This window comes from Nonomuraea typhae (assembly GCF_009760925.1).
Taxonomy (GTDB): domain Bacteria; phylum Actinomycetota; class Actinomycetes; order Streptosporangiales; family Streptosporangiaceae; genus Nonomuraea; species Nonomuraea typhae.
The window spans coordinates 1-17,131 of record NZ_VRLV01000026.1 but is presented as its reverse complement, the minus strand read 5'-3'; the positions used below and the strand labels follow the sequence as shown (position 1 = coordinate 17,131).

16 protein-coding genes are annotated in these 17,131 nt (G+C 69.1%); 10 read left to right on the top strand and 6 right to left on the bottom strand.

Annotated elements, in window-relative coordinates; all coding sequences use genetic code 11:
• Positions 1–56: 56 nt before the first annotated feature.
• Positions 57–344, bottom strand: a complete 288-nt coding sequence (locus FVE25_RS52200; RefSeq protein ID WP_157254879.1) for a hypothetical protein — start codon at positions 342–344, stop codon at positions 57–59.
• 669 nt (positions 345–1,013) lie between these two features.
• Between FVE25_RS52200 and FVE25_RS52195 the strand changes: the two genes are divergently transcribed.
• From FVE25_RS52195 to FVE25_RS52180, 4 genes are all read left to right on the top strand, one after another.
• The gene (locus tag FVE25_RS52195) at positions 1,014–2,009 is read left to right on the top strand and encodes a hypothetical protein (RefSeq protein WP_157254878.1); all 996 of its coding nucleotides are present in this window, start codon (positions 1,014–1,016) and stop codon (positions 2,007–2,009) included.
• On the top strand, positions 2,009–2,890 hold the full coding sequence (locus FVE25_RS52190) for a TRM11 family SAM-dependent methyltransferase (protein WP_157254877.1): 882 nt from the start codon (positions 2,009–2,011) through the stop codon (positions 2,888–2,890). The genes FVE25_RS52195 and FVE25_RS52190 overlap by 1 nt, the downstream gene beginning before the upstream one ends.
• Positions 2,891–3,214: 324 nt before the next feature.
• On the top strand, positions 3,215–3,499 hold the full coding sequence (locus tag FVE25_RS52185) for a helix-turn-helix transcriptional regulator (protein ID WP_157254876.1): 285 nt from the start codon (positions 3,215–3,217) through the stop codon (positions 3,497–3,499).
• A 166-nt stretch (positions 3,500–3,665) separates the two neighbouring features.
• A complete protein-coding gene (locus FVE25_RS52180) occupies positions 3,666–5,195 on the top strand; it encodes a site-specific integrase (RefSeq protein ID WP_157254875.1) in 1,530 nt (509 codons plus the stop codon).
• Between the two features lie 1,374 nt (positions 5,196–6,569).
• Here FVE25_RS52180 and FVE25_RS52175 read toward each other — a convergent pair.
• The 3 genes from FVE25_RS52175 to FVE25_RS52165 all read right to left on the bottom strand — a co-directional run bounded on the left by FVE25_RS52175 (position 6,570) and on the right by FVE25_RS52165 (position 7,950).
• Positions 6,570–6,779, bottom strand: a complete 210-nt coding sequence (locus tag FVE25_RS52175; RefSeq protein ID WP_157254874.1) for a hypothetical protein — start codon at positions 6,777–6,779, stop codon at positions 6,570–6,572.
• A gap of 371 nt (positions 6,780–7,150) precedes the next feature.
• A complete protein-coding gene (locus FVE25_RS52170; protein ID WP_157254873.1) occupies positions 7,151–7,360 on the bottom strand; it encodes a hypothetical protein in 210 nt (69 codons plus the stop codon).
• 65 nt (positions 7,361–7,425) lie between these two features.
• Positions 7,426–7,950, bottom strand: a complete 525-nt coding sequence (locus FVE25_RS52165; RefSeq protein WP_281367995.1) for an ATP-binding protein — start codon at positions 7,948–7,950, stop codon at positions 7,426–7,428.
• A gap of 419 nt (positions 7,951–8,369) precedes the next feature.
• On the opposite strand from FVE25_RS52165, the gene FVE25_RS54190 reads away from it, so the two are divergent.
• The 4 genes from FVE25_RS54190 to FVE25_RS52145 all read left to right on the top strand — a co-directional run bounded on the left by FVE25_RS54190 (position 8,370) and on the right by FVE25_RS52145 (position 12,515).
• The gene (locus FVE25_RS54190; RefSeq protein ID WP_181019992.1) at positions 8,370–9,815 is read left to right on the top strand and encodes a helix-turn-helix domain-containing protein; all 1,446 of its coding nucleotides are present in this window, start codon (positions 8,370–8,372) and stop codon (positions 9,813–9,815) included.
• A 16-nt stretch (positions 9,816–9,831) separates the two neighbouring features.
• The gene (locus FVE25_RS52155; RefSeq protein WP_157254871.1) at positions 9,832–10,725 is read left to right on the top strand and encodes a phosphotransferase; all 894 of its coding nucleotides are present in this window, start codon (positions 9,832–9,834) and stop codon (positions 10,723–10,725) included.
• Positions 10,726–11,074: 349 nt separating this feature from the next.
• Positions 11,075–12,217, top strand: coding sequence for a serine hydrolase domain-containing protein (locus FVE25_RS52150; RefSeq protein ID WP_157254870.1), 1,143 nt, complete (start codon positions 11,075–11,077; stop codon positions 12,215–12,217).
• A gap of 109 nt (positions 12,218–12,326) precedes the next feature.
• Entirely contained in the window at positions 12,327–12,515 is a 189-nt protein-coding gene (locus tag FVE25_RS52145) for an AfsR/SARP family transcriptional regulator (protein ID WP_157254869.1), read from the top strand.
• A gap of 100 nt (positions 12,516–12,615) precedes the next feature.
• On the opposite strand, the gene FVE25_RS52140 is transcribed toward FVE25_RS52145, so the two are convergent.
• Positions 12,616–13,566 carry an NADP-dependent oxidoreductase gene (locus FVE25_RS52140; protein WP_157254868.1) on the bottom strand — a complete coding sequence of 317 codons (951 nt, stop codon included), beginning with the start codon at positions 13,564–13,566 and terminating at the stop codon, positions 12,616–12,618.
• A gap of 82 nt (positions 13,567–13,648) precedes the next feature.
• Here FVE25_RS52140 and FVE25_RS52135 point away from each other — a divergent pair, with 82 nt between their 5' ends.
• A complete protein-coding gene (locus FVE25_RS52135; RefSeq protein WP_157254867.1) occupies positions 13,649–14,221 on the top strand; it encodes a TetR/AcrR family transcriptional regulator in 573 nt (190 codons plus the stop codon).
• 184 nt (positions 14,222–14,405) lie between these two features.
• Here FVE25_RS52135 and FVE25_RS52130 read toward each other — a convergent pair whose 3' ends face one another.
• Positions 14,406–14,795 (bottom strand): YunG family protein, encoded by a 390-nt coding sequence (locus tag FVE25_RS52130; RefSeq protein ID WP_157254866.1) that lies wholly within the window; start codon positions 14,793–14,795, stop codon positions 14,406–14,408.
• 351 nt (positions 14,796–15,146) lie between these two features.
• Here FVE25_RS52130 and FVE25_RS52125 point away from each other — a divergent pair, with 351 nt between their 5' ends.
• Complete coding sequence (locus tag FVE25_RS52125; protein ID WP_219826032.1) at positions 15,147–16,964, top strand: IS481 family transposase; 1,818 nt, start codon at positions 15,147–15,149, stop codon at positions 16,962–16,964.
• Positions 16,965–17,131 lie beyond the last annotated feature (167 nt).

Here is a 17,131-nt window from a genome sequence, read left to right as displayed (position 1 = left end):
TCGCTACACGATCACTTGCGGCATCGCCATCGCGGTCGATGGCGTTGGCCAGGCGTTCAGAGGTCCTGGTCGGGGTCGTCCGGCGGAGTCGGGAGGGTGCTGGGCTGGCTGGTACGGCGCATGCGGGCTTCGTTCTGGGCGCAGGTGATGACAGCGGCGGCGGCTTCGGCCGCCCGGCGCGACGCCAGCATCCGAATCTCGTGGGGCGGGTCACGGTCATCCATCACCAGCAGGGTGCCGTCAGTGCCGTCCTCGCTGACGTGGGTGCGGACCTTCCAGCCGAGCTGCCGCCCGGCGGCACGGGCCGCCTTGCGGACCTCAGCCACCTCACCCAGCTCGGCCACCTCCTCAGGAGTGAGCAGAAGCTGACCGTAGAAGCCGCGCTACTCCGGCTTCAGGTTGGCGGCCAGCATCGTCTTCACCTGATCGGCCAGCTTGGCCAAGCGGCGCGCGGCCAGCTCATCCTCGCGGCTCGGCAGGCCGGCCATCTCCCATCGCCTCATCCGTGCAGCTGTCCCTCAGCAGGGTAGGCCGCCCCTGCCAGTCGCTGCCCGGAACTTGTCCGAAATCGCTGTGACCTGCGAAAACAGGGTCGAACATGGATGGTGCTGGTGGTTGAGCTGCGGTGGTGTGAGGCGCTGGCCCGGCGCGGAAGGCGACCGGGCCAGGACACCCCGGACGGGTCGGACCCCCCTCCAGCGTCCGACCCGTACACCGCACCAGTGTGGGTGTAATCGGCCAGACACGTTGAGTGAACGGCGTATTTGAGGTGCGGTAGCGCAACCGATCGGATGCCAGGGCCGAACTCGATGATGCGTGCAGGCGGGCAGTCGGCGAAGGCTGTCCACAGGCCGTGAACAACCGAGGAAGGGACCCCGGACGAGGGCTCGGACGAGCGTGGCCGGACCGGCATGACGTGATCTTTGCTTGCCGTCGTGTCCCAACTCAGCCCTGGCCGCAGGTATTTGGATAAGTGACAGGGATCAGTGACCCGGTGCCCGGGCCACACCCACATGACCGAACCCACCACCCACGCCACCACCGACTCCATCACCGTCCCCGGCCCCGTCACCACAGACTCGACCACCAGCGGACCGACCGGCCACACCCGCGGCGAACTCGCCGTGAACCGCGAGGCGCAGGACCCGGCTCGGGGGCATCTGCCGCTGACGGTGTGGCTGACCGCCGCCGACACCGAAACCATCGCCACCTGCAAGGCGGGGTGCTGTCACCCGGTCAGCGGCCCGCTGGCCCGTCACCTGATCGCCGCCTGCACCCGCATGGGCGAGACCGTCATCCATCTGGGCGCCAGTGACCACCAGGTGGTCTCGGCCGCGCTGACGGCGGGCTGTCTGCCTGTGGCCGTCTTCACCGACCCGGGCCGTGCGGGCGTGAGCTGGACCCGGCTGGCGCGCACCCACCCGGACTACGACCTGCAGGTCACCGACCTACGTGTCACCGATCTGCACGTTCGCGATCCGCACGACGACGATGATGAGGAGGCGCCGCCGCTACTGGCCGACCTCGCTCATGGTGCCGCACTGGTGGTATCGGAGCAGAGCTGCGACCAGCCCAGCCCCAGACACGGGTGCTCGGACGACGACGCCCAGGTCTACGACATCGTCTCGGCGGCGGGCCTGGTCAAGCCGGGCGGGCACCTGGCCGTGGTCACCGGCCTGCTCCACCACGGCGCTGTGGTCGATCCGCTGCCGGAGATCATCGCCCTGGCGCGGCAGGCGGGCCTGGTGTATCTGCAGCACATCATCGCCCTGCGCCAGCCCGCCCGCGCAGACCACGTCGAGTCAGGCCACTCCCACCGCGACCTGGCTCGACGGCAGCAGCTTCCGGGGTGCGCCGGGCTGCCGGCGAGCGCACGGGCGCACAGCGACGTTCTGCTGTTCAGCCGGGCGAGGACATCGCTGCCTTCAGCACCACCGCGAACTCCGACCGCCGACGCTCTCGACGAACCGACCGACACCACCAGGACGCAGATCGGCGGGGAGCGTTGATGACCAAGACGACATCGGATGACAAGGCGACGGGCGAGGTGACGACCTCGGTGTGGGCGACCGGTCAGCAGCCCTCGCGGGTGCAACGACGAGGCCGGTACGTGCCCGAGTCGATGCGCCACCCCGGCAAGATGCTGCCCTCCATCGCGGCCCGCGTGGTCGGCACCTACGCGAGGCCGGGCGAGCTGGTGGTCGATCCGATGTGCGGGATCGGCACCACCCTGGTCGAAGCCGCGCACCTGGGCAGGCACGCTGCGGGCGTGGAGTACGAGGAGAAATGGGCGCGCCTGGCGGTCGCCAACCTCGCCCACGCCCGTAGTCAGGGCGCCGATGGGTTCGGGCGGGTGGTGGCCGGGGACGCCCGCAACATCGCCCGCCTGCTGCCCGATCTGGCCGGGCGGGCGGCGCTGGTGCTGACCTCACCGCCGTACGGCGCGGCCACCCACGGCCACATCCGCTCCACCCGCGACACCGGCCAGCCGGGGGTGCGCAAGTGGAACCACCACTACTCAGCCGATCGCGCCAACCTTGCCCACCAGCAGCTCCCCGCCCTGCTGGACGGGTTCGGCCGCATCCTGGCCGGATGCGTGCAGCTGCTGCGGCCCGGCGGCGTGGTGGCGATCACGGTCCGGCCCTACCGGGTGCGCGGGGAACTGGTCGACCTGCCCGGCCACGTCCACCAGGTCGCCCAGGAGGCCGGGCTGGTGTTCGCCGACCGGATCGTGTGCCTGCTGTGCGGGCTCGGCGACGGCGCCTTGTTGAACCGGGCCTCGTTCTTCCAGCTTCATGAGGCGCGTAAGGCGTGGGTGCGCGGCGTGCCCATTCACGCGGTAGCGCATGAGGACCTGCTGGTCTTCATACGTCCGCAGAGGTTGCCGTAGCCACCGGGGCCGGCCACTGCGCCTGGCTCCCATCTTCGAGACGGCCGCGAGCTGGGGTAGCGCCGCGTGGGCCCGTGTTCCTGGCCCGGATGCGGGCCGTGAACAGGGGTTCGTGCCCTGACCTGCGGATTTCGCTTGACACGGGCCAACAAGGTGGGCGTCGATACCGCCGCCACCAACCCCACCCACCCCCGGCACCCCGGCCGGGTGACTGGCGGGGCCGGGGTGGCGGAGTAGCGCCCATCACAGCCCGCCCGGCCATTCCGGGCCGAACATTCCGCGCGGCCCACCAGACCTGACTTTCAACGCTCATGGAGGTGATGAGTGACCAGCACAACCCCGACCAGCGTCTCGGTAGCTGAATCTGCCGGGACGCCGCAGGCGCCGGAGGTGGTCGGCCTGCTGGCGGCCGGGCGGCTGCTCGGCATCGGCCGCACCACGGCCTACCGGCTGGCCAAGACGGGCGCGTTTCCGTGCCGGGTGCTGCGCATCGGCGGCCGCTACGCCGTACCGGTGCGCGCACTGCGGGCGCTTCTCGACCCGCCAGATGAACTAGTCGATCACACCAGTCCGGACAGCGCCAGCCGTCCGGCGGGACAGGAAGGATGAGCACGATGGCCACTACCCCGGCCACGACGGCGAAGGCGACAGGTAGGGAGGGCGTCGCCAAGGGCACCACGCATAAGATCTGCGCCTGCGTCGATCCCGAGACCGGCAAGAACATCGGCAAAACGTGTCCGAAGCTGCGCACCGCGCACGCAGGTGGCGGCAAGCGGTGGAGCTCGACGCACGCACCTGGGCCTACCAGCTCGAGCTGCCCGCGCACGCCGACGGCAGGCGCCGTACCCCGCTGCGCCGCAGGGGGTTTGCGACGCTGGAGGATGCCGAGGCGGAGCTTGATCACGCCCGCGGTCTGCTCGCCCTGGACTCCGACCCGGCCGTGCGCAGGCAGATCGTCGCGCTGATGCTGTCGGTGCTCAAGGACACCACACGGCTGCCCGACACCGAGGAAGTGCGGCGCAAGGTCCGCACGCGTCAGGATCTGAACCGGCACGTCACCGTGGCCGAATGGCTGGAGGAGTTCCTGGGGCGCAAGCGCGCCATCGAACCGACAACCCGGCGCTCGTATGAATCCCACATCCGGCTGTATCTGATCCCGTACCTGGGCGATATCCGGCTGGATCGGCTGCGCGTCTCCGACATTGCGGGCATGTTCGACGCGATCGAGGAGTTCAACGACATTATCGCGACCGAACGCGCCAGCGGCGACCCCGCCCGCGTCCTCGCGGTGCGGTATCGGCGTCCGGTCGGCCCGACCACCATGCACCGCATCCGCGCCACCTTGCGGCACGCGTTGAACGTGGCGATCCGTCAGGATCGGCTGCTGGACTTCAACCCCGCCGCTGTCGTCGAGCTGGCTGCGGCTTCCCGGCCCAAGCCGCTGGTGTGGACCGAGGAGCGCGTCGCCCAGTGGCGCCTCGATCACGCGGAACATCTGGACCTGCTCAAGGGGTCCCGTGGGGGAAAGCGGGTCGACCCGGTCGTCGCCTATATCGGTGCGCCGCGTCCGTCGCCGGTGATGGTGTGGACCCCGCAGCAGACCCAGCAGTTCCTCGCCTACGCCAGAAAGGATCGCCTGTTCGCGCTGTACCGGCTGTATGCGATCAACGGCCTACGCCGAGGGGAGGGTGTCGGCATCCGCAAGCCGGACGTCAACTACAAGACCTGCAGGATCGGGATCCACTGGCAGATCACCCAGCTCGGCTGGGACCCCATCCAGGGCACTCCGAAGACCGACGCTAGCGACCGTGAGATCGCCGTCGACATCGAGTCGATGACCTGCCTGAAGGAACACCAACGACGGCAGGCCAAGGAGCGGCTGGCCGCAGGACCGGATTGGGTGGAGTCGGGGTTCGTCTTCACCGACGAGATCGGCCGGCCGCTGCACCCGCAGCAGGTGACCGACCGCTTCTACTGGATCTGCTACCAGGCCGGCCTGCCGCCGATCCGGCTGCACGACCTGCGCCACCTGGCCGCCACCGCCATGCTCGCCGCCGGGGTGGACATCAAACTGGTCCAGGAGAGCCTCGGCCACAAGACCGCATCCTTCACCCGCGACACCTACACCAGCGTCTACCCCGAAGCCGCAGCAGCGGCGGCCGAAGCCACCGCCGCGTTCCTGACCGGGACACCCGCGCCCGTATCCCGGCCGGTGCCGCCCGGTCGGCGCACCACGCGCGCCATAGGAAAGTGCGAGGCGTCAGGCGAGGCCGGTGGGACGGTGATCCACCTGCCCACCAGTTAAGAGCTGTGAGCAGGTAACAAACAGGGGAGACAGGTCAGCTGGACGTTGGCCTGCCTCCCCTTTCCTGTGTCTTCCTTCCCCTGGGGGAAGGGGAGGGCCTTGGGACGGGATGAGCCGCTCACCGGGGAGGGTGGCTCCCCGGTGGGCTTCGTCCCGAAGGCCCTCAGGCCCGGCAGCGGTGCACGAGGGAGGCAGTGCGCCCGCTGCCGGACGTTCTGGTTGCGCCTCTGTGTGGGGGTGGGCGGCTCCAGCGGTTCGTGTCGTGGCCCGGATTCCCACGCACGTGTGACCCGGCTGGAGCCGCCCGTGACGGCCTGGTGAAGCTAGCGGCTGCACCGACCCGTCGGCCCTTGGCCGACCGGGTTCCATGCCGATCAGCCGAGGACGTGGCTGCTCTCCGCCGGGCGGGCCTGAGCAGCCACCTCCCCTCTCCGGGGGAGAGCCGGGTCCGGGAGCGGCCGCCGCGGTGACCGGCAGGTGCTGCTCCCAGACGTTGTTCAGCTCCGGGGGTGGGCGGTCCTGCGCCTCGCGGCCCCAGCCGCCGCGATCCGCACCAGCGCACAGGACCGCCCACCAGACGACCAGGCGAAAAGGGGAACCGCCCGATCGTCTCGGAAGGAGTGGCTGACCGGCCCTCCTGAACGCCGGTCAGCCACCCAAAGGTGACCGCGTCCGCGGTTGCCGTAGGCGCTCGCGGTCACCCATCCTCGGGAGCGCGGCCGGGCGGGTCTGCGCATCCGCCGGCCGCATCGGTCCCGAGAAGCCTTCACATCTCCCTTCGAGCACGTCCGGGAAAGGGGCGGCCCCTCCCCATCGCGGAGTCGGCATTCGCGATGGGTTCCCTCCACAGACGAGGGGCCGCCCCCGGGCGGCGATCAACGCGAGCGGGGGACCCGCGTGATCGCCGCACCGGCGGTGACTGGCCGCCGTGCGGAGCCAGCCACCGCAGGTGACCACGCCCTTAGCAGCGCGCGGTCACCTCGGACTCGGAAGGACGCCGGTCACGCCGGTACATGACCTGGCGCCCACTCCGAGAAGCCATTGCGGGTTGGCCTCACCCGCCCGGGCCTCCCATTGGGGTGCCACCGCCGGACACGCACCCCGATCGCGGGAGCGCCGGTGAGGGCGCTGCCACCGTCGGCCCCGCCCCCAACGGCCGGTCACCGTGATGACAGCGCATGTTGCCCGGCCCCCGGCCGCTGACGCCCACGACAGGGCGGCGACGGGGCCGCGTCACGGCGGGCGGCCACGGGTCCCGGTCGGTGCGGTCCGTGCGGGTCAGGCCGCGTGCGGGCGTGCTACCGCCAGTACCCGGCCGATGCGTTCGGCCGCGCGATCGGGACGGGCGACCTCGACGATGGGCTGTACCCAGGACTACCAGAAGAACCACTCGCCCTCCCGCGGCGCCGCTGACAAGACCTCGACCAGCGCGGTGGCCTGCGGGTTGATCACCCGTAGGCGTGGCAGGCGGCCCTCCTCGGTCAGCACCCGAGCGAGTAATCCCCGCTCGCGCAACAACTGCTGCAGGGCGGTGAGGTAGACGGCGGCCTGGTCGGCGATGGCGGACGGAACGGGATCGGGCATGGTCGACTCCGAGGACGGTCAGGGGAAGAGAAGACGACGCGCGGGCCACGTACGGCGTCGGTCTGTCGGGGTACGGGGGTGACGGCCTTCAAACGGACGGCTGGTTCTGGTTCGGCCTTGGACGCCGCCACACGAGGTAGACCGCCCATGCCACGACCCCGAGGACCCAGGCCGCGATGAGGCCGAGCACCGTCAGCGCCACCGGCCGGATCACCTCGGCAGGAGCTGCTACGGCGAAGAGCGCGAAGGCGGCGGTGATGGCTGGCCGGCAGTAGCCCGTTGACCAGCTTGCGAGGAGACACGACGAACTCCAATCGGGAAACGAAAAGGGGAAGGCGCGCAACGGGAAGGGAACTGCGACGGGTACCGGTTCAGGGGCCGAACAGTGAGCGGCTGCGGGCCACGCGGCGGCAGGCCCGCCAGCGATGCTCGAGCACCGCACCGAGGAAGAGGCTCGGTCCACCGATGAGCACCGCAACCACCACAGGCGTGGGGATGGTGCCGGGGGCAGCGGTGATCCAGCCGACATAGGCGGCTGCGACCAGCACCGGGGCGAGCATGAGCAGGTGGTGGCGGCGCATGACGGTTCTCCGCCCTTCTGGATGGCTGGCGTGAGCTTGGGAAGGTGGGTGACGAGGTCGGCCGGCTACGCCGGAGTGAGGAACAGCTCCTCGATCTGGGCCGGAGTCGGGTCGAGATCGAGATGGCACCACACCACGCGTCGTTCGGTGACCGGCAGCCGGAAGCTGCCCCACCGGCCGCGTGACAGCGCCTGCACGATCGCCAGCCCTCGGCCGCGCTCGGCCTCCAGGCTCGGCGCCTGCAGCGGGATGGCTGATGGCTGCGAGCAGGATGAGCCGGGATCGGTGACGCCCAGCCGCAGGTAGTCGCTGCCCTGACACAGCTTGAGCGTGATCAAGCCGCGGCTGTTCTCACCGTCGACCCCGCTGTCCCCGCTCTCGCCGCCGGGGCGGCTGGCGTCGGCGTACCGGACGGCGTTGGTGACCAGCTCCGAGGCCGCCAGCACCGTGATCTCCCGGGCGGGATGCGCGGCTCTCAGCCACACGCTGACAGCCTCCCGGGCCAGATACGGGGCCCGGTCGCTGCATGCCAGGTAGAGGATGCCGACCGGCTGAAGCGGTTGTGTGGGTGGAAAGGAGTAGATCGCCATCGTCGTCTCGCTAACTCTCGATCATCAACGGTGTCCTCCTCGTGTGCTCGGCTAGCACCCCGAGCTGGCCGAGCGCTACCGGGTCCTCGCCCCACGGATGACTGAGGCTCGGCTAGCTCCCAGTCCCGCACAAGGCGATACGGTCCCGAATCGACGGTCCGAAGGAGCCAGGCGATGTTCTGACTTCCGGGCCGGGTTGCTGCCACCCACCGCGCCTTGGTCACGCCGGGTGACGGTCACCAATGGAACCCGCTGCCGGACGTCCTGCGGAAGGGCGGCTGCAGGGCGTTGACCGCGCCCAGGTGACGCCCGATAGGCGAGGTAGGGCGTTTGCAGGGCGTTTCCCAGTCAGGCTGGAGTCGGGGGTTGGAGTCGGCGCATGCTGTGTGGTCCCCTAGGCGCTGAGGGAGCGTGGCGTGGTGACCCACCAACCAGAGCAGCGAAACCCTTCCCCCGAGGACGGGCCGGTCAAGCAGTCCCGCCCCGGCCTGATCCGGGCGCGGCTGCAGCGTGGTCTGACCCAGGAACAAGCCGCAGGCCAGATCGGCGTCTCACTCAGCACGTGGGCGCGGTGGGAACGCGGAACCCAGAACGTGCGGCCGTTCTACCGCAAGGTGCTGGCCGAGCAGTGGGACGCCAAATCGGGTGAGGTCGATGCCTGGTTCCAGGTCACCGCGTGCTCCTCCCTCACGCCGTGTGCCGATGTGGCCATAGACGATGCGGGGCTGGCCGAGCCCATGTTTCAGGCATCCAGTGTGGAGACGGCCAGGCAGTTGTGGAGGTTGGAAATGGACACATCACGCAGGCACCTGCTGGCCGCACTGCCGTTCATGCCATCGCTGCTGAGCGAATGGCTCGTGTCGTGGGCTTATGACGCACCCACGACCACAGGTTCCGGTGGTGTGCGGACCGAGCACAAGCAGACGGTCAGGCAGGTGGGGGCTGCGGATGTGGCGCGGGTCCGGGAGGCACGCCAGGCGTTCTCGCAGATGGATCACCAGTTCGGTGCCGGGCTGGTCCGCCCGGCCGTCACCGACTTTCTCGACTCCCAGCTCAGCGCCATGCTCGCCGGCACCTACAGGAACGACACCAGAGGTGAGCTGTTGTCGGCCGCCTCCAGCATGACGCAGCTAGCCGGATGGATGGCCTACGACCTCGGACATCACGGTCAAGCTCAACGCCACTACGGCCAAGCCCTCAACCTCGCCAAGGCCGCCGATGATCAGCTCATCGCCGCCTATGTACTCGCGGCTTTGGCCCAGCAGGCATGCGACCTCGGCCACGGCCGGTGGGCGCTACGGCTTGCCACAGCCGCTCGGGACGCGGGCCGTCAGGCAGGCGCACCACCCAGAGTCGAGGCGCTGCTGATGCTCCGCCAGGCCCGAGCCGAAGCCGTCACCGCACAGACCGCAGACCAGCGTGGCGCCCACGCCCGCCGCCAGGTCGGTCTTCTCCTCAGCCAGGCCGAACGCCACTTCTCCCAAGGCCCGAACGACCGTGACCCGTTCTGGAGCGCCTCCTTCGGCCAGGCCGAACTGGCCGCGGAAGCGGGCTACTGCTGGCAATGTGTGGGCGAACACCGCAAAGCCGCCGACCTCGCCGAACAGGCATTGGCCGGATTCGGCACCAGCTACGCACGCTCCACCCAGTTCAACCGCGTGCACGCCGCCCACGCCTACCTTGATCTCGGCGACCTCGACCACGCACTCGCCCTAGCCACCCCCGCCATCCCCGCAGCCAAAGAGCTCACCTCCGCCCGCGCCGTCGCCCACATCCGCGACTTCGCCGACCGGCTCACCCCGCACACCCGTGTGACAGACGTCCAGGACTTCAACGACATGCTGCACGACAGCCTCGCCAGCTAACCGACCACGAACAGACATGACCCCGGCCAAGACGCCACCCGCCGAGGCGGCATGCCGGCTGCTGGGCCTGGACAGCACCGGCATGCGGCTGCTGCATCTGCGTGCCAACGCCGTCTTCCACCTACCCGCGGCCGAGGCCGTCCTGCGCTTACGGTACGCCCCCGGCAACACCACGGTGGCCGCCCGTCTGCACACCGCCGTCACCGTCACCCGCTGGCTCGCCCAGCAAGGCTTCCCCACCATCACTCCGCTAGCCGTGGACCAACCGGCCGGCATCGACGGCTGGCTGGCCACCGCCTGGTACCACGTCCCGCAGATGGCTGGGCGGGCGGCTTCACCCGAAGAACTCGCCACGATCATCCGCACCCTCCACACCATGAGCCTTCCACCGATAGCACTTCCCCGCCTGCAGCCTCTGGGGAGCCTACGAGCCGACCTCCACGCCATGGACCCGGCGAGCGCACCGGTAGACCCCGGACAAGCTGTGTGGCTTGTTCGCCGGTGCGACTACCTCGAGCAGGCCCTGCCCGCCCTGATGGCCGAGCTGGATCACGGTCTGCTGCACGGCGACGCCCACACCGGTAACCTGTTCGGCGCTCCCGGCCGTTGGCGGCTGGGCGACTGGGACTCCGTCAGCCACGGCCCCCTCCTGCAAGACGCGATCCCCACCCTGATCGGGCACCGCCGCTTCGACCGCCCCCGCACCCGCTGGATCGGCTTTTGCCGCGCCTACGGCCTCGACCCCGAGGTCGAAACCGCTCCGGTCACCCATCTCCTGGCCGAGGCCAGGGAACTGCGATCCCTGGCCTCATACATCCGCGCCGCCGATCACACCGCCATTCACTCTGAGCTGCAGCGCCGCCTCGACTCGCTTATGAACAACGAACCCTGCACCTGGCACTTCATCTAATCCCTTGGCTTGTCTGTTGCGCGACCAGTTAGTGACAGCGAGCTGCCGACAAGATAGTGACAGTGGGCGCTTTGGAGCCGGGCATCGAATCGCTCAGAGGCGTCAGCAGCCGCTCCTGAAGCCGAGCTCGCCGGGTATGCCTCGGTGAACGCGTGTAGCGCTATTGGTTCGATGCCCGCTGGTACGAGCCCGTGCGTCGCTGTCCGGCCTGGTTCCGAACCACCCAGCAGGTCTCCCCTCTGACGAGGGGCGCGTCGAGCCGTACGGCTTGTGAGTGCCGCGTCAGCGGCTCGTCATCAGGGCTGGTCATCGTTGCTGTCCATCAGCGGATCGCAGAAGGGACTGCATCATGACCGACATCAGGGACAAGGTTCAGGAGGCGCTCGACTGGTCGGCGGCCGAGCTGGGCGTTGTCGGCATCGTCGCCCATATCCAGGATGAGGACGGCATCTGGTTCGGATCGGCGGGGGTGGCCGACCTGGAAACGGGCCGTCGGCGTGATCCGGCCGACCAGTTCCACATCGGCAGCGGCGGCAAGGCATACACCTCCGCCACCGTGCTGCAGCTGGCCGCCGAGGGCAAGCTGAGTCTGGACGACACGGTGGAGCAGTGGCTGCCCGGCGTGGTCAGTGGCAACGGCAACGACGGCAGCAAGATCACTATCAGGAACCTGCTCAACCACACCAGCGGTCTGTGGGTCGTCGGCTGGGACCGTGACCTGGTGCTCAACTTCCACACCCGGGCCGGGTTCGCCAAGCACCGCCACTATGTCTGGACCGTTGAAGAACTGCTGGAACTGCAGATGTCCAAGCCGCCGATCTTCGAGCCGGGCACCGACTTCGCCTATACCAACGGCACCTACCACCTGGCCGGAGCGATCATCGAGAAGGCGACCGGCCGTACGTTCGAGCAGGAGGTCGAGCGGGCGGTCATTCAGCCGCTCGGCCTCACCGCCGGCACCTACGCGCGCCCCCTGCCCGAAGCGGGATTCCGAGGGCAGCACGCCCACCTGTACTCGAGGATGTTCATCAAAGACGGCGTCGATCCGGCGATCTTGACCACGGAGAACTACCAGTCGCATCTCCAGGGACCCGACACCGACCCCGTTGACGTCTCCGATTCGACGTTCTTCGGGTGGGCCGCCGGAAACGTCATGTCGACCACCGGAGACATGCTCCGCTTCACCCGGGCGATGATCTCCGGCACGCTGCTGGCGCCGGCCCAGCATCGCGAGATGTGGACCACGGTCCCCACCAGGGACTGGCTGCCCAACACCCGCTACGGCACCGGTGTGTCGCAGTGGACGCTGGCCGATGGCAGCGTGCTGCACGCCGTGGTCGGCATGGCCAACGGGTCGGCCGCCATCACGATGGGCACCCCCGACGGCCGGCGCCTGGTCTCGATGAACACCAACTGCGACTGGAATTGGCTGCCGGCCTTCAATCGCATCATCGAGGCGGCGTTCGGCTCGCCCCTGCCCAAGGTGCTGTAGGGCCCTCAGGTCCCGCCCGCGGACGTCGCACCGGCACCCGCGGGCGCCCATGCCGCCGCCCCATACCCGGCCGCCCAAAATTGCGCCGTATGAGCACCATAATGGCGTCATGCGAGTGGCGCTGCTGGGACCGGTCCGGGCATATGCGGACGACGGGTCCCCGATCGACATCGGGGGAGCCAGACAACGCGCCTTCCTCGCCCGACTGGCGTTGTCGGCCGGGCAGGTGGTGCCGGCCGGTTCGCTGGTCGACGCCCTTTGGGGCGAGCATCTGCCCGCTGACGCCGTCAGGTGTTGAGCGACAGGAGAACGTCAGCTGGCGTGACACCTGACGTCGGTAGCAGAGTGATCGCCGATCCTCGTCGAGGTGGTCTCGCTTTATCAGGTTGGCAGGGCGATCATAGGACGAGCATGAGTTTGCCGCCGGGGCGGCGGGATTGGCTGAGTTTGGCCGCTTCCTGGATCTGGTCGAGGGTGTAGGTGCGGGCGACCGGTACGACCAGGATGCCTTCGCCGGCGAGCCTGGCGAACTCATGCATCTGGGCGTAGCGGATCTCGGTGGTGATCCGGACGCCCAGTTCGGCTGCGGCGGCGAAGTCCGAGACGGTGAGGACACGGTCGGGATCCCCGGTCAGCTCGATCAAGGCCGGTAGCGAGCCGCCGGCCGGACTGGGCTGGTCGGCGCGGTCGATCCGGCCCCCGGTCGGCGCGGTGTCCAAGGCGCGGTCCACGGGGCCTGGGGTCAGTGCGCTGACGCGTTCGGCCATGCCCTCGCCGTAGGCGGTCACCTGGGCGCCGATCTCTTCCAGGGCGGCGGCCCGAGTCGGCCCGGCTGTGGCGATCACCCGAATACCCCGGTGCAGCGCGAAGCGCACCGCCGCCTCACCCACGGTGGTGCCCGCGCCGTGGACGAGCAGCAGCTCACCCGGCCGGACGCCGAGGTCGTCGAGCGCGCGCCACGCCGTCTCGGCCGCCATCGGCAGCGCGGCGGCCTGCTCGGCGGTGACGCCCTCGGGAATGCGTGCCCAGGCCGGCATCAGCGCGTACTCGGCGGCGCCGGCCGTCGGGCCGTCGAAGGTGGCCGGGCCGAACACACGGTCGCCGATCTGGACGCCGGTGACACCCTCGCCGAGCGCGTCGACGGTGCCCGCGACCTCGAGGCCGAGCCCGCGCGGCAGCGGCGGCAGATGGTCGGCGAGGAGACCGTCGACGACGTGCCAGTCGGCCGGTGTCAGGCCGCACGCCCGCACGGCGATCCGGATCTGGCCGGGTCCCGGCTCCGGCTGTGGGACGTCGCGGAGCACGATCACGTCCGGGGAACCGAACCGGTCGAATTGCAGAGCCTTCATGACATCTCCTGGCTGATAACAGCATCTGTTGTCATTGACCGTACCAGCTGATAACAGCTCCTGTTGTCGTACCCTGGTGGGTATGCCGCGATGGGAATCCGACGCACAGGGCCGGCTCGAACGCGCGGCGCTCGAGCTGTTCGAGACGCAGGGGTTCGAGCGCACCTCAGTCGCGCAGATCGCAGGCGCCGCCGGTCTGAAGGAGCGCTCCTTCTATCGCTACTTCCCCGACAAGCGGGAAGTCCTCTTCGCCGGCAACGAACTCGAGGCCCACCTCGTCGCCCAGGTCGAGGCGGCCGACCCGGGCCTCACCCCGATCGAGGCGCTGCTGACCGCGCTGGGAACCGCCGAGGAGATCTTCCGCCCACGCAAGTTCCTGCTGCGCCGGGCAAGAGTGATCGCCGCCAACCCGGCACTGGCCGAGCGCGATCTGATCAAGCTCGCCGACATCGCCGACGCGCTGGCACCGGCGCTCGAGCGCCGCGGCGTCGAGCCCGGCAAAGCACGCTTCATCATCGACGTGGTGCTGGCGATCCACCGGCGCGCCATGCCCCACTGGCTGGCCGACCCGGACACCACCCTCGCTCAGCTCATGGCCCAGGCCGCCGCCGAGCTGCGCGAGGCGGTCACACCGCCAGCTCCGACAATCCGCTGAGCCGGCTGTTGCCTGCAGGAACTCGGCTTCACCCTGGATGAGGTCATCGACACCCACGCCCCCGGCCGCTCATCCGGTGCGTCTGGCACTCTACCGCCCTGACCGCCCGCCACGACCTGCCCCCTCACCGACACCCCCTAGGCGCAGACCGCCACTCAGCTCATCGACGCCGCCGGGGGCCTGCTCAGTCGAGTCGCGGTGAGGCCAGGGCGGTCAGCACTCGGTGCCGCAGCAGCTCGTACTGCTCGCGGCACCGGCGGGGTGCATCCGGTGGCCGATGCTGTACGCGACCATTGGCGACGACTTCGCCGGGTTGGAATTGATCGAAGGTGAAGTCCACTTCGGTACCGTCAGGCAGCCGATTCCAATAGTGGTTCCAGACCTTGGCCCCATCGACGTGGACCTCGCCAAGGATCAGGTCTCCTCCGAGTAAGTCCTGAACTACCAGTGCCGTTGTCCCGCACTGCCCTCTGCCCGGGTTGTCGCGCCGCCACTGTTCACGGCCTACCGGGTCGCAGGTGTCAGGCCCCCAGGCGGTCCGCAGCAACGGCCGCAACAGCTCCACGTTCAGCATTCCGGGAGTGTCGCAGAAGGCTGCGACAGTCCACGGCGTCGCGATCCATTCGCGTTACTGACATCACTCTAAGTAATTGATCATCGAGTGCGAGCCAGAGCCCAAATCTCGTCGCGCAACATTGTCCTCGCGATGCTAAGGACTCGCCGAAAAATAACTCGTAGCATCCCGGATTCCGGTTCGATGGTGTGGTATGGGCATACTGGCAGAGACTGTGGAGATGCTGGCGGCGAAGTTCGAGGCGATTGTCGCTGTGAGGTCTCAGGACATGCTTCACCGTTCGTTATCGGGACATAGTTGACGCCCGCCGCTCGTTCATGATCTTCTTCCTCCGGCTTCTTGATCAAGCGCGTGAGGGGTGCGTTCGTGGACCGGCAGGCGACGGTGGAGTACCGCTATCGGGCAGTCCGCGAGGTGCTGGCGGGATCGCCCATCGGGGAGGTCGCGGCGCGGTACGGGACCTCGCGGCAGTCGGTGCATGCCTGGCGTAAGCGATTCGAGGCCGAGGGGCTGCCGGGGCTGGAGGACCGATCACGACGGCCCAAGACCAGCCCGACACGACTCGCCGCTGAAGTGGAGGCGCTGATCTGCCAGATCCGGCGCCAGCATCCGCGCTGGGGAGCCCGCCGGATCAGCTTCGAGCTCGGGCAGCAGGGGCTGGAGCCGGTCCCGTCGAAGGCGACCGTGCATCGCGTCCTGGACCGCAATGGCCTCACCCGGCGCCAGGAGCAAAGTCGTCAGCGGGTCTATCGGCGTTGGCAGCGCGAGGCGCCGATGCATTTGTGGCAGATGGATCTGGTCGGTGGAGTGCCGTTGGCCGATGGCCGGGAGTGCAAAATGGTCACCGGCATCGACGACCACTCTCGCTTCGTGGTGATCGCGCAGGTGGTCGCGGTGCCCAGCGGGCGCGCGGTCTGCCAGGCCTTCACCACGGCGATGCGCCGCTACGGGGTGCCGTTCGAGGTCCTCACCGACAATGGCAAGCAGTTCACCGGCCGCCACACCCGCCCGCAGCCGGTCGAGGTGCTGTTTGAGCGAGTCTGCCGGGAGAACGGCGTCACCCAGCGCCTCACCAAGCCCCGCTCACCCACGACCACGGGCAAGATCGAGCGTTTCCATGGGACCTTGCGCCGGGAACTGCTCGATCACGTCGCACCTTTCGAGTCGATGGCCGCAGCTCAGGAGGCGATCGACGCCTGGGTACACGCCTACAACCACGCCCGGCCGCACCAAGCGCTGGACATGCGGATCCCGGCCAGCATGTTCCGCCCACACGGCCCAGCCCGTGACGAACTCCCCGGCCCAGCGCCGACAGTCGAGGCGAACCTGCCGGGTGAACTGGCCGACGTGGTCGAGCCGCCACCCGCCACCATCAGCGAGACCGCGATCGAGTGGGAGGTCCGAGTCCCGCCCAGCGGCACACTGACCCTGGTGCCCGGCAAGCAGACCGCGAAGATCCACCAAGGGCTCGCCGGACGCACGTTAACCGTGTGGGCCGACATCCGCAGCATCCACCTGCTGCTCGACGGTCACCTAGTGCGAACCCTCGCCTCCCGGCTCCTCCCGCAAGACCTCGCCTACATGACCATGCGCGGCGCCCGGCCCGCCGGGCCGGAGCCGGCGACCGCAGCACTGCCCCGCGCCATCGGCCGGACGATCCTCGCCGCCGGAGAACCAGTCGAGGTCGAACGCAAGGTCCACAGCCGCGACGGCCACGTGAAACTGGCCGGACAGAAGATCGTCATCGGGCCCGCCCACCTCGGCCACACCGTGGTGCTCCGCCTGGACGGCCACCTCATGCACGCCATCGCCGACAACGCCCTGATCGGCACCTGGCCCTGCCCGATACCCACCGACGAACTCGCCAAGCTGACCGGAGCCCGCTCGGCGGCCACGCCACTACCCCCGCCTCCACTGGCACCGGGTTCCATCCGCGTCCAGCGTCGTGTCCACGCCCAGGGCCGATTCATGGTCGCCGGGCAGTTCATCAAGGTCGGCCCCAGGCACGCCGGCAAGCTCGTCACCGTCATCATCGAAGACACCCACTTCCGGGTCCTGCACGGCGAAGAAGAACTCGCCATCAGACCACGCAAGAACACCGCCCCGATCACCCGGATCTACGTACGTGGCATGGGCACCCAGACCAACGACTCGTCAACCAAGTCCTGAAAACGACTGGTTAACCATGTCCTGAGACCTCACATTGACAGCGATCTTGCCGCATCTGGATGAGCGGCAGCGTCGACTGCTGCTGGGCGCCGAGGCCCGAGCCTTGGGCCATGGCGGGCTCCGGGCGGTGGCCCAGGCCGCAGGCGTGCGAGAAGCGACGGTGTCAC